9 protein-coding genes are annotated in these 12628 nt (G+C 62.2%); 5 read left to right on the top strand and 4 right to left on the bottom strand.

Annotated features, from left to right (window positions below; all coding sequences use genetic code 11):
• Nucleotides 1–36 precede the first annotated feature (36 nt).
• The 3 genes from JM946_RS03245 to JM946_RS03235 all read left to right on the top strand — a co-directional run bounded on the left by JM946_RS03245 (nt 37) and on the right by JM946_RS03235 (nt 3085).
• The gene (locus tag JM946_RS03245) at nt 37–990 is read left to right on the top strand and encodes a PI-PLC domain-containing protein (protein WP_203165699.1); all 954 of its coding nucleotides are present in this window, start codon (nt 37–39) and stop codon (nt 988–990) included.
• 108 nt (nt 991–1098) lie between these two features.
• Nucleotides 1099–1602, top strand: coding sequence for a DUF695 domain-containing protein (locus JM946_RS03240; RefSeq protein WP_203165698.1), 504 nt, complete (start codon nt 1099–1101; stop codon nt 1600–1602).
• 58 nt (nt 1603–1660) lie between these two features.
• On the top strand, nt 1661–3085 hold the full coding sequence (locus tag JM946_RS03235; RefSeq protein WP_203165697.1) for a glycoside hydrolase family 28 protein: 1425 nt from the start codon (nt 1661–1663) through the stop codon (nt 3083–3085).
• On the opposite strand, the gene JM946_RS03230 is transcribed toward JM946_RS03235, so the two are convergent.
• The 4 genes from JM946_RS03230 to putA form a co-directional block, all read right to left on the bottom strand.
• Nucleotides 3069–3758 carry a molybdopterin-dependent oxidoreductase gene (locus JM946_RS03230; RefSeq protein WP_203165696.1) on the bottom strand — a complete coding sequence of 230 codons (690 nt, stop codon included), beginning with the start codon at nt 3756–3758 and terminating at the stop codon, nt 3069–3071. The genes JM946_RS03235 and JM946_RS03230 overlap by 17 nt on opposite strands.
• 125 nt (nt 3759–3883) lie before the next feature.
• Nucleotides 3884–5047: a choice-of-anchor H family protein gene (locus JM946_RS03225; RefSeq protein WP_203165695.1), complete on the bottom strand. Its 1164-nt coding sequence runs from the start codon at nt 5045–5047 to the stop codon at nt 3884–3886.
• A gap of 83 nt (nt 5048–5130) precedes the next feature.
• Nucleotides 5131–6834, bottom strand: a complete 1704-nt coding sequence (locus JM946_RS03220; protein ID WP_203165694.1) for a GMC oxidoreductase — start codon at nt 6832–6834, stop codon at nt 5131–5133.
• 578 nt (nt 6835–7412) lie between these two features.
• Nucleotides 7413–10568, bottom strand: coding sequence for a bifunctional proline dehydrogenase/L-glutamate gamma-semialdehyde dehydrogenase PutA (putA, locus tag JM946_RS03215; protein WP_203165693.1), 3156 nt, complete (start codon nt 10566–10568; stop codon nt 7413–7415).
• A 95-nt stretch (nt 10569–10663) separates the two neighbouring features.
• Here putA and JM946_RS03210 point away from each other — a divergent pair, with 95 nt between their 5' ends.
• Both JM946_RS03210 and JM946_RS03205 read left to right on the top strand, forming a co-directional pair.
• The gene (locus JM946_RS03210; RefSeq protein ID WP_203165692.1) at nt 10664–11158 is read left to right on the top strand and encodes an Lrp/AsnC ligand binding domain-containing protein; all 495 of its coding nucleotides are present in this window, start codon (nt 10664–10666) and stop codon (nt 11156–11158) included.
• Between the two features lie 317 nt (nt 11159–11475).
• Complete coding sequence (locus JM946_RS03205) at nt 11476–12444, top strand: GNAT family N-acetyltransferase (protein WP_203165691.1); 969 nt, start codon at nt 11476–11478, stop codon at nt 12442–12444.
• The last annotated feature ends 184 nt before the right edge of the window (nt 12445–12628 follow it).

Genomic DNA, 12628 nt, shown 5'->3' with positions numbered 1-12628 from the left:
CGCCCCGCGCGACCGGCCTCACGAAGGAGCCCGCCGATGAGTAATGCGATGTGGATGAGCAAGATCCAGCACGACCCCCAGCTGATCCACATGGTGCTACCGGCGAGTCATGACGCAGGCGTGTACGGCGACAGCCTCAGTCGTGTCGCTTGCCCGAAGCGCTATGCGCGCACCCAGGGCTCCAACATCTACAACCAGGCCATGTCGGGCTCGCGCGTGTTCGACGTGCGCGTATTTCTGAAGCGCATCAAGGATGACAAGGGCAAGAGCGTCATCGAGCCGACCATGGGTCACTTTGCCGCCGAGAAATTCAAGTGGCCCAGGTTCGGCAAGTCCACCGGCGCCTTCGGCGGTTACGGCGGCTCCTTCATGACGGCGGTCAAGGACGCGGTGGCCTATGTCAAAACGTATTCGAGCGAGTTCCTGATCCTGCGCATCTCGCACACGTATTGTCCCGAAGAGGTGCGCTCGGCACTGACCGAGTTCATGTCCGTGGGCGACAACGCGAACTACGTTTACAGCCAGAGCAACAATATCGCGACGTGCACGCTCGACGAGTTGCGGGGCAAGGTCGTCATGGTATTCGCCTCCGAATTCCATACCGGCTTCAGCCCGAAAGACGGCTACCTGCCGATGTTCAAGTACGAGAGTGGCAAGCCCACCGTGAGCGGCCTGTGTTTCTGCGGCACGTACAAGTCCAAAAAAGACATGAAGGACGTGCTGAAGGTCGCGCAGAAGGCGGCCGACGAGCACAAGGGTCACCGCCAGGATCATCTGCACTGGGTGTACTGGCAGCAGACCGGCGGCAATGTTTCCAGCAACACGCTGTCGAAGAAAGGCGCGCATGCCAAGCTCGGCGACTTCATCACAGAGATCAAGAGCAAGATCGACAAGGATAACTGGACGCTGCCGAACGTGATCGGGCATGACTTCGTCAACGAGCAGACCTGCAAGCAGATCATCGAGTTGAATCCCTACTACGGCGGCTGATGGTTCGCCGCCGGGGATCGCTCGGGCTGACTCCGGTGTCGAGCGAGCTGCGAATGGACGTCCCGCAGCATCCAAATACCCGCACTCGCTCGATCGAAAAACCGGCGTATGGATATCAGCCGAATCACAGCCAAGTTGATGGTCGTCGCCTCATTGCTCGTCGCCACTGCCGCTGCGGCCGTGGAAGAGCCCAATTGGATCGTCGCCGAGGGGCGGGAAAGCGGCAATCGGGTGATCTTCAAGTTTCTCGGTGAAATGCCGGAGCCCGAGGCGCGGGCGAAGATGGGCGTGCTGACCGTGATTGCCTGGAAGTATGACGGGGCTGCCAACGAGGGGCTGCCTCCGGCCACGGACCGGGAGCGGATGAACACGCTCGAAGACACTCTGGATCTGATCGACGCGGACATACTGAAGCCAGCATTCAGTCGTACGGGCAACAATCTCAAAGAGCTCGCCTACTATATCGGCGATCGCGAGCGGTTCCTGGCGTCGCTCAACCGGGTGTTACGCGGCCACGACCGATACCCGATAGAAATTTCTTTCTACGAAGATCCGCAATGGCGGGAGCTGGAGCAGTTCATCGATAGCGTCTCGCACGCTGAGGCGCCATAGCAGCACGATCTGGGTATCATGCGCGCGAGGGGGCGATAATCAAGGAGCGTATAGGCCCATGCGCACATCGATGAACCGACGGACCTTCGTAGCGGGCGCGAGCGCTGCTGCGCTGATTGCCTCGAATAAAGTGCCCGCAGCGATCAGCTCGCGTGAAGCTTGGGAGCGAGCAGCAGATATCGCGCGCAACGTTCGCCCACCCACGTTTCCCGACCGCGTGTTCGACATCACCAGATACGGCGCGGTACCCGACGGCAAGACCGCGAGCACGGCCATGATCGCCAAAGCGATCGAAGCTTGCGCTGCGGCCGGCGGCGGCCGGGTGTTGGTGCCGGCCGGCGAATTTCTGACCGGGGCGATTCATCTCAAGAGCAACGTCGAGCTGCATGTCGCCGAAGGCGCGACGCTGCGTTTCGACACCCATCCGGCAAGTTACCCGATGGTGTTCACGCGCTGGGAAGGCATGGAGCTGATGAACTACTCGCCGCTCATTTATGCCTTCGAACAGAAGAACATCGCCGTCACCGGCAAAGGCGTGCTGGACGGGCAAGGCAGCGCCAAGCACTGGTGGCCGTGGAAGGGCAAATGGGGCGGCACCATCGATCATGGCTGGGTCGAAGGCATGCCGACGCAGATCAAAGCTCGTACCGAGCTGTTTCAGATGGCCGAAGCCAATGTGCCGCCCGAAAAGCGAGTTTTCGGCGACGGCGGTTATCTGCGCCCGCCGTTCATCCAGCCATACCGTTGCGAGAACGTGCTCATCGAAGGCGTGCGTCTGCGCAACGCGCCGTTCTGGAACATCCATCCCGTGCTGTGCCGTAACGTGACGATCCGAGGCGTGGATGTGTTCGGGCACGGGCCCAACAACGACGGCATCGATCCCGAATCGGTGGATCACGTGCTGATCGAGAATTGCTCCTTCGATACCGGCGACGACTGCATCGCCGTGAACTCAGGGCGCAACGCCGATGGGCGCCGGATCAACGTGCCCTCGCAGAACATACTGATCCGCAACTGCCGGATGAAAGCCGGCCACGGCGGCGTGGTGGTCGGCAGCCAGATTTCCGGTGGCGCGCGTTGGGTGTTTACCGAACATTGCCACATGGACAGCCCGGACCTTTGGTACGCGATCCGCTTCAAGAACAACGCTCTGCGCGGCGGCCTGCTGGAGAACTTCTACTACCGCGACATTCAAGTGGGACAGGTCGGGCGCGCCGCCATCACCTGCGACTTCAACTACGAGGAAGGCCCGAACGGCGCATTCACGCCCCAGTTGCGCAACGTGGTGGTCGAGCGCATGCGGGTCGCCAGGGCCGGCCGAGTTCTGGACTCCCAAGGGTTACCCAAGGCGCCGGTGAACGATCTCACGCTTCGCGACTGCGAGTTCAACGAGGTCACTCAGCCCAGCATCGTCAAGCACACCCGCAGCGTGAACCTCGAAAACGTGCGCGTGAACGGCAAGCTGATCAACTCGCTGAGTTAGCGAGCGATTTCAGCTTACGGATGATGGGCTTGATGAACGGTCGAAAGGCGTAGCGCAAAAGCGATCCGGGCAGCCATTGACCCCGCTCTTCCAGGGCCACCCGTGCGCGCGGGTGGTCCAGGAGCCGCGGAAGCAGCGGAACGTACTCAGCGCCGTTGTCACGCAGCTCGATGCGATCGAGATGCTTCGCGCTTTTGTATCCGTAGTGCGAAGGGGCCACGATCCTGATGGGTGCGCCATGCTCGACGGTTAACGGAAGATCGTTCAACCGATCGGCGAGCAGCACTTCCTGGGCGAGCAGGTCGGACCAGGGCAACGCAGTCCGATAACCGTCCTGACATCGAAGCACCACAAGCTCGATTTCGCTACGAGGTCGCGCGTGCGGCAGGATCAACTGCTCCCATATATCGGAGAAGCGAAAACCGCCCCACTTCACGGCGCGATGGCTCCAACCTGCCGCGCAGTGGAAATCCGCTGTGAGCGAGATGCGCGGGAGCGCTGCGAGTTCGGTTGCAGTCAGTATGAGCGGTTGGTCGAACGGCCCGGTGATCTTCAGCCGAATGTCTCGGCAGGTTAGCGGCCGCCGCGCGAACTCGACGATTCCGAAGCGGGGAAACTCCGAGAGCTCGCGCTGCCCCGGCGGAAGGTCTCGCTGGCTGTAGCTTACTTGCATGCAGCAAGCCTGCGCCGACCGCTTCTGTTCCTCAAGCTCGAGACATCAGCGAAATAATTGAGAACGACGAACCCACCGAATATTCAGAAATTGCCTTTCCGGCTCACGGAGCGGAGGCGCGAACCTCATGACTGCCTCCGCCGTGCAACCGCAAGCAACGACAGCGCCAGCAACAACCACAAGTTCGAAGCGCCGCCGCCGCCTTCGCGTGAGCTCGTATCGCCACCGCCACCACCTGGGGGTGGCGAGCCGGCGCGAGTGTCGCGAGCCTGATCTTCCAGCGGCAGGCGTGAAAGCTCGGGGCGTTCGCTGCCGGCCGAAGCGACCAAGCCGCCGGTCGCAGCGTCGTGCAGATCGATTTGTACGTCGTAATAAGCGGTGGGATAGCCACTGATCCAATCGGCGGTGAGTTCATACACGTCGGCGCCGCCGCTCGAGTCGACCAGGAAATCCTCGGAAACATGCTCCTCGATCCAATCGCCGCCTTGCGGGCGCACCCAGAACCTGGCGTAGACATAGGTGCCGTCGAAATCTGCGTCCGGATCGAAGGCGATGCGGAAGCGCGAGTAGTGATCGTCGCCGTCCGAGTCGATCAACAAAGTGGTGCTCACGCCGCCGATGGCATAGCCGGGGATGGCGATCGGCACGTCGAGGCCGACCTCCTCGAGCGGCAGATCGAACAGGTCGACGTCGTCGCTCGCGTCGAGGGTGGCGATGATGCCGCTGTGACCGACCTCGTACAGATCGATCAGAATGTCGTACTCGCTGGTGGCAAAACCGTCATCCAGAGCGGTCGTCACATAGTATTCATCGTCGTCCGTCTTGCCGTAGATCCAGAAGTCGTCGGTGGTGTGATATAGCACCCAATCCACTTCCCCGACGCGCCGCATGTACAGTCGCGCGTAGACCAGCGCGTCACCGATCTCGGAGTCAGCATCGAAACGGATTTGAAACTCGCTGTGATAACCATCCACGTCGCGGTCGCGGCGCAGCTGACTCCTCGCGTCGTAGATATAAAAGAACTCGGCGCGATGCGACCACGCTTGAGAGATGGCGGGACGGATCGTCTTGGAACGTGCCGCCTTGGGCTGAACGGTTTTGGCGTTCGCATGCGCCTTGCCTGACTCGGCGTCGACTGGCGCCGCCGACTTCGCGCCAGCGTAATTCGATACGCGTCCTGGTTCGAGCCGAGGCGGCGCATCCGAAACGCGCCCTTCGCCAGCATGTGCGGGTTCACCCAACATGGCGACGCAGAACATCATCACGCCAGCGGCGACTGCAGATTTCATGGCTGCCCCGAACAGTTCGACCTGGCAGCCATCTCAACGCCGGTCCACTTAATGGACCATGAATGCAATCGTTCAGCAGTCGGTCAGGTTACGGCCTCGGCCACGCGCCGGGCCAAGGCGAGGCCGGTAAGTACTGGATTCGCCGAGCCGCCGGTAGGGAACAGGGATTGATCGCAGGCATAGGCGTTGCTGATGTGATGAAAGCGCCCGTTGATGTCTGTGACCGATGCGCTCGGGTCATCGCCCATCCATAGCGTTCCGCACTCGTGATACGTGGTGCCGAGCCCGCGATGCCATTCCGGAAACGGGCGATTCAGAGGCGGTGGTGTGGTTTGCCAGCCGTTGTCGTAAAGATATTCGATGTTGCTGGCGTTGCCTGCGAGCCGTTGCGCCAGTGCGATCGCGGCTTGATCCATGTCCTGCCACAGTTGCAGATCGCCTGCGTTCAGCGCCAGATTCACCCAGGCGCGAGGCACGCCGAACTCGTCGTTCTCGTAGGGACTGAGATTCATCCAGCTGCCCGCATGAGGGACGGCGGAGTTGCGGTCGCCCTTCATCTCGGCGATGCCGCGCAACGTGATCGCGACCCAGTCACTGTCATGGTTGGCAAGGATCTGTTCGAGCGAGTCGATGTCGGGAATCATCCGAAACAACAGCTCGTCGGAGTGGCTCTGCTGATTGGCGGCAGCAGTGACCTGCAAATGAAACACTCCGTTGGGGGTTGCGCCACGCACGATCAATGCCGCCGTCTGTAAATGGATCGGCAAACCTCCGAACACGGCGCGTCGAATGCGAACCGTGAAATCGGTCCGCGTGTGGACCATCAAGTTGCGACCCATCAGCGGGGTAGGGAACGATCGCAACGCCAGCCGTGTCGATTCGATGGTGCTCATGGCAAGAATCACCTTGCAGTTCGCCGGCACCACAAACCGTTGCTGTGCGCCATCGACGTGCGCGTGGAGTGCTGTGACTCGTCCTTGATCGACTTCCAGGTGAGTGACGTGCGCGTGAGGCACCAGAAACAGTCGCCTCGCCGCGTCGTTCCCTGCCGAGTGTCCGGCGTCTTCTCGAATCGCATCGACGAGCAGAGGGCAAGCACTGAACTTGTCGAAGCTGAAAAGCCCCGAGGCGGGCGGCGAGCCTTGCACGGCCAGTGGCGCCGGTCCGACGCTGGCGGCGTCGATATTTGGCGTGAGTGGCGCCGCGTTCTGCACCGCTGCAAGCAAGGCGTCGTAAAGATGACCGGTGATGAAATCCACCGTTTGCGTGACGCCGGTGTCGTCTTCGACAAAAGGATAGGTCGCGCCCAAGAAGTTGGCGACCGCCGCCGGCCACTGCGCCAGATCTGCCGCCGTCATTCTCGGACACCAGCCGCCCCAGTAGAGTGACTTACCTCCGACGCAGTAGGCCAAGCCTGGAAACTGATCGTTGCCTCGCCACGGAATGCCCCAGACATGCTCGCGCGGCTGCCCCGGCTCCTGGCCCGGCCAGATCGGCGAGGGAACATCCAAGCCGATTCGGGCAAGATTCTGCACGTGCTCGGACACCAGAAAGCTGCCCGCTTCGAGCAACAGCACGCGCTTTCCCATTCGATACAAGCGCTGCGCGCAATACGCGCCATACATGCCAGCGCCGATGACGACTGCATCGAAAGGCGCGCCACCCGCGCCCACAGCCTCGTGCCACAGACTGCAGATGTATCGACCAAGCACATCGATGGTGAAGGTGGTCCGTTGCACGGCCACCGTCTCGGCAGTCGGCTGCAGGTAGGGAAGATTGCCAGGCATGACGGCTCCCGCTGACTTGCGAATGCTCGCGGAGTTAAGCATCACCCTGGCGCAAGCTCAATGAGACTTACGTGAAGTGCGCCGCATCACCACGCGCGAAAGCGGGCCGCACGACATCGGGCCACATTTCGAACACGACAAAACGTTCCGCTGCTGCGACGGGTGATGAGCGTCTCAATCACGCCGAACGGATACTGGTCCCTCGAATCGCAGTGCTCGTCACATTGTTCTAGGTGCTGCGAGGGTGATTGGCTATCTGAGGCTCACCCGATCAAAGAGGTGAGCGCGATGTGTGTCAGAACTCGTCTCTATGTGAGTGCAATCCTGTTGGGTGCGACTGCGACAGGCTGTACGCCAGCTCACTTTGTGCAGCGGGCGCAGCCGGCTGCGGTATGTGAGGTTCGGGTGTGCACCTACGTCGGCGGGGATGTGACCCGGTGCGGTTGCAGGTCCGCCAGGCAAGTGGAGCGACAACTGCGCGAGGCAGGTTTTATAGAGTAGCAATAAATGCCCGGAGCGGCGCCGTCAGGACTGTGAGCGCGTCGACGCCATCAACGCCGACGCGCTCGTCTCTTCTATCACGACCCCAGCGACAGCAACTTCGCGTTACCACCCGTCGCGACCGTGTTGACGGTGAGCGTGCGTTCGGTGGCGAAGCGGAACAGATAGTGCGGACCGCCGGCCTTGGGGCCGGTGCCGGAGAGGCCTTCGCCCCCGAACGGCTGCACGCCGACGACTGCGCCGATCATGTTGCGGTTGATATAGATGTTGCCCACGGCGGCTTCGGCGACGATCTCCTGCCACACGCTTTCGATGCGAGTGTGCACGCCGAGCGTCAGGCCATAGCCGGCTTCGCGAATGGCGGCGAGAACATCGCTCAACTTCTCGCGCTTGAAACGGACGACGTGCAGGATAGGGCCGAACTCTTCGCTCGTGAGTTGACGCGCGTCGCTCAGCTCCAGCATGCGAGGAGCGAAGTAGCTGCCCTCGGTGCGCACTTGATTCAGCGAGCATTGCTTGAGCAGCTTGATGCCCTTCTGCTGCACTCTCTGGCTATATTCGTCCAGTTTGGACGCGGCGCCGGCATTGATGACCGGGCCAACGTCGGTGGCCGGCGCCGACGGGTCGCCGATGTGCAGCTGATCCATGCCGCCGGCGATCAACTCGACGAGGCGGTCTGCGACTTCTTCCTGCACGAACAGCAGGCGCAGCGCCGAGCAACGCTGGCCGGCGGATGTGAAAGCGGAAGTGAGCACGTCGTCGGCAACCTGCTCCAGCAACGCGGACGAGTCGACGATCATGGCGTTGATGCCGCCAGTCTCGGCGATCAACGGCACGATGGCGCCATCGCGTGCGGCTAACGCACGATTGATGAACTGCGCAGTCCCGGTGGAGCCGGTGAAACAGACGCCGCCCAGCGCCGGATGTTTGAAGGCCACTTCGCCGAACAGCTTGCCGCTGGCCGGGACGAAGTGCAGCACGTCCTTGGGCACGCCAGCTTCATGCAATAGCCGCACGGCCAGGGCGGCGACCAGCGGCGTCGCTTCGGCGGGCTTGGCCACGACGCTGTTGCCGGCGACCAATGCTGCCGTCACCTGGCCCAGGAAAATCGCCAACGGGAAGTTCCAGGGGCTGATGCACGCAAAGACGCCGCGGCCTCGCAGGAAAAGCTTGTTTTCTTCACCGGTCGGGCCGGGCAGCGCCAGCGGATCGGCGAAGTGCTCGCGAGCCTGCGCGGCATAGTAGCGACAGAAGTCTTCAGCCTCACGAACCTCGGCAATCGCATCGGGCAGCGTCTTGCCTGCCTCTTTGACCAGCAGCCGTACCAGCTCGGCGCGATGTGTTCGCAAGCCATCAGCCGCAGCGACCAAACAAACAGCGCGATGCGTGGCGCCAGCATCATCCCAAGCCTTGCGAGCCTGGCCAGCCTTGTCGAAAGCGAGCGCGATGTCTTCGCGAGTCGCCATGCTCACGTAACCGACCAGCTCGGCGCGGTTCGCTGGATTTCTTACTTCAGTCGGCGATGCCTGGATGTTACCTGCGAGCGTCGAAGGCGCGGCGTGCGGCAACTCGGCGCCAGCTTTCTGCAGCGACGCGATCTGCTCGGCGAGTTGCTGAGGATTGCCCCAGTCGACACCGGCGGAATTTTCACGGGACTCGCCGTACAGGTGCTTCGGCAGGGGAATATGCGGGTTGGTCATGCTGTCTGCCGACTGCAGGGCTGCAATCGGATCCTCCACTACGGTGTCAACGGGGACGCTTTCATTCATGAAGCGGTTTACGAACGAGCTGTTCGCGCCATTCTCGAGCAGCCGGCGCACGAGGTAAGACAACAGCTCCTCGTGATGGCCGACAGGTGCATAAGCGCGAACACGCGGGAAGCCCTCAATCTGTCGCTTGGCCTCGTCGTGCAGCAGCGCGCCCATGCCGTGCAGGCGCTGGAACTCGAACTTGGCGCCAGGCGGGCGCAGTTCCAGCACGGCGGCGATGGTGTGCGCATTGTGAGTGGCAAACATCGGGTAGATGACGTCCCGATGCTTGAACAGCCGCTCGGCGCAGGCGAGATAAGAAACATCCGTCGACGCCTTGCGCGTGAAGACGGGATAGGAAGTCAGACCGCGTTCCTGCGCCCGCTTGATCTCGGCGTCCCAGTACGCGCCCTTCACCAAGCGGACGCAGATGCGACGCTGCGTGACGCGCGCGAGCGAAGCGACCCATTCGATGACCAACGGCGCGCGCTTGCCATACGCCTGGATCACGATGCCCAGCCCTTGCCAGGACTGAGTGGTCTTGTCGCGCGCCAGGGCTTCGAACACGTTCAGCGACAGATCGAGGCGATCGGCTTCTTCAGCATCGATGGTGAAGCCAACGTCAGCGGCAGCGGCACGACGTGCAAGGTCCATGACGATGGGCGTCAGTCGCTGCATGACCACGCCTTCATGCATCAAGTCGTACTTGGGCTCGAGCGCAGACAGCTTCACCGACAAGTTGGACCGCTCGTCGATCGGCGTGCCTTTCCGCTGCGCTCCGATGGCCTCGAGCGCCTGTTCATAGGATTTGCGATAGCGCTCGGCATCCGCCCAGGTGCGCGCGCCTTCGCCCAGCATGTCGAACGAGCACAGCGACAGCTCGGGCGTCTTGGCGGAGCGAGCCAAAGCTTCGTCGATGGTCTGGCCCACCACGAATTCGCCGCCAATGATGCGCATGGCCTGACGGAATGCTGAACGCAGTACCGGTGCACTGAGTCGGCGCGACAGACCCTGGAGCCAGGTCGCCGTTGCTTCACGCGCCTGTTTCGGCGGCTCGATCAGCCGACCCGTGAGCATCAGGCCCCAGGTGGACGCATTCACCCAGATCGAGGACGAAGCGCCGGCGTGCGCACTCCAGTTACCCGAGGCGATCTTGTCGGCGATGAGGCGGTCGGCGTTGCCATCGTCGGGGATGCGGAGCAAGCCCTCGGCCAGGCACATCAACGCCACACCTTCCTCGTTCGACAGCGCGAATTCCTGCAGGAACGAGTCCAGCAGGGGCCGCTCTTTGGCTCGGGCCCGGGCGCCTGCGACCAGCGAAGCGGCTCGCGCCTTGGCGCGGGAGCGGGCATCCAGCGACAGGCTCGAGCTCTTGAGCAGCGCCTTCACGCAAGCGGTTTCGTCTTGCAGGGTGGCGCTCCGGATCTGCTCGCGCAGCTCGTCCAGAGACGGGGCAGAGGGGATGACTGAGGATTGGGCGACCATGTTGGGCGGCTTGAGGGGCTTGTGCTAACCAGGAAGAAAGCACTAGCGTATTGGGCCGTGGGGCGTCGAAACGATTTAAAAAGGGGCCTGAATCCGTGAAATCAACTGGCGCAGGGGCGGGACTGGTTCTCGACAAGCTCGACCAGCGCATCCTCGCTCGCCTGCAGGAGGACGGCCGCATCTCCATGGCGCAGCTGGCGCGCGAGTTGCACATCAGCGTGACCCCGGCCGTGGAGCGGGTTCGGCGGCTGGAGCAGCACGGCTACATCGTCGGCTATCGAGCCGATCTGTCGCCCACTCACCTGGGCCAGAACCTGCTGGCGTATGTTCAGGTCGCGCTCGATCGCACCACGCCAGAAGTCTTCGACCGCTTCCGGACGGCGGTCGAAGTGCTCGACTTCGTGCAGGAGGCGCACATGGTGGCCGGCGGCTTCGACTACTTGCTGAAGATCCGCGTGCGGGACATGAAGGAATATCGCAACGTGCTCAGCAGCCATATCGCGTGCATCAAGGGCGTGCAGCAGACTCACACGTACTTTGTGATGGAAGAGGTCAAGAGTTCGAGCAAGGTGCGCGTGCCGGCGCGTTAGCGCGCCGCTGTGTTCGAAGAGGCAGACTGCTCGCCGGCAGAGCGTGGCGGCGGCTTTGGATGACGAATCCGATCAGCCGGATGCGACCGAATGTTAGCGACAGCCGCGGGGCGGCGAAGCCTGGATCGACCTCCGGCCCGGCACTTGTAAGCTTTACGCCATGGGGTCGCCATCCGGCAGTGTCTGTGTGAACAACCGTCCCGGAATTCTGTAGATTAAGCAGGTCGAAGCGCCGGGCCGCCGAGAATCCGACTAAACGCCGCGGCGCTGGACAGCAATTAGAAGTTCGAGTCGAGCAGTCGATTACATCAGCGGCAATGTCTGTTTCTCAGCCCGAGCCTGTGCCCGCCGTTCCCGAGCGGCCGACCAGCTATTGTGTTTTTCAGGAGCCCTGGTGGCTGGATGCGGTTGCACCCGGCGCCTGGCGGGACATCACCGTTTCTTCGGGCGGTGTGCTGCGAGCACGATGGCCTATCTTCGAAGAGCGCCGCGGATTGTTCGATGTGATCACCCTCCCGCCGCTCACGCACCGACTCGGTCCCTGGCTGGATTTGGGCGACGCCACCAAGAGCGCGCGCCGCTACGAGTTGGAGAAGGATCTCACGGTGGCGCTCATCGAGCAGTTGCCGAGCTATGACATTTTGCAGATCAATTGTCATAGCGGCATCAGCAACATGCTGCCCTTCGTGTGGAATGGCTTCGAGGAGATGGCTCGCTACACCTACGTGATCGATCTCACCCAGAGCGAGACTGAGTTGTGGGAGGCGCTGCGAGAGAACATTCGTCGCGAGACACGCAAGGCGCGCAAGCAGCTGAAGGTGGAGACGACCACGGATGTGGCGGAATGCATTCGGCTGATTGGCAAGTCGTATGCGCGGCAGGGGAATGTGAACCCGTTCGACTCCCCGGCCATGCATCGCCTGGACGCTGCCTGCGCGCAGCGAGGCCGGCGTGAGATTTTGCTCGCTCGCGATGAGAACGGACGGCTGCATGCCACGCTTTATCTCATCTGGGACGGCAAGACGACTTATTACCTCGCCGGCGGCGCCGACCCCGAACTGCGCACCAGCGGCGCGCACAGCCTGCTGGTATGGGAAGCCCTGATGCGCTCCAAGGCGCGCAGCCTCGAGTTCGATATGACTGGCTCGATGGTAGAAAGCATCGAACGTTTCTTCCGCGCCTTCGGCGGCCAGCAGCGCATCTACTTCAGCCTGAACAAAATGAGCCGCCGCGCCCGGTTTGCCTGGCACGGCAAAAAGATGCTCGAAGCTCTGTTCCGCCGATAACCCTCTCGCCTCGCCAGTCGCGCCTACCATTTCCGTGCACGCCCGGGTGCCGCCAGTACGTTTGCTGATTCCCCGCCGAGGGCGCAGAGCACACAGCCCTTTCTCGCTTCAACTCGGGAATAACAAAAGAAGAAAAAGATGATTCCCCTCCCGTTCACGGGAGGGGGCAGGGGGTGGGTCTTCC

Source organism: Steroidobacter gossypii (assembly GCF_016801985.1).
GTDB lineage: Bacteria > Pseudomonadota > Gammaproteobacteria > Steroidobacterales > Steroidobacteraceae > Steroidobacter > Steroidobacter gossypii.
The sequence above is the reverse complement of the archived record's forward strand: the minus strand, read 5'-3'. Positions and strand labels throughout refer to the sequence as shown.

Excerpts from the sequence above, each read along its gene's own strand:
- JM946_RS03235 (WP_203165697.1), top strand. The coding sequence starts at position 1,661 with ATGCGCACATCGATGAACCGACGGACCTTCGTAGCGGGCGCGAGCGCT.
- putA (WP_203165693.1), bottom strand. The coding sequence starts at position 10,568 with ATGGTCGCCCAATCCTCAGTCATCCCCTCTGCCCCGTCTCTGGACGAG.
- JM946_RS03240 (WP_203165698.1), top strand. The coding sequence starts at position 1,099 with ATGGATATCAGCCGAATCACAGCCAAGTTGATGGTCGTCGCCTCATTG.
- JM946_RS03220 (WP_203165694.1), bottom strand. The coding sequence starts at position 6,834 with ATGCCTGGCAATCTTCCCTACCTGCAGCCGACTGCCGAGACGGTGGCC.
- JM946_RS03205 (WP_203165691.1), top strand. The coding sequence starts at position 11,476 with ATGTCTGTTTCTCAGCCCGAGCCTGTGCCCGCCGTTCCCGAGCGGCCG.
- JM946_RS03230 (WP_203165696.1), bottom strand. The coding sequence starts at position 3,758 with ATGCAAGTAAGCTACAGCCAGCGAGACCTTCCGCCGGGGCAGCGCGAG.
- JM946_RS03225 (WP_203165695.1), bottom strand. The coding sequence starts at position 5,047 with ATGAAATCTGCAGTCGCCGCTGGCGTGATGATGTTCTGCGTCGCCATG.
- JM946_RS03245 (WP_203165699.1), top strand. The coding sequence starts at position 37 with ATGAGTAATGCGATGTGGATGAGCAAGATCCAGCACGACCCCCAGCTG.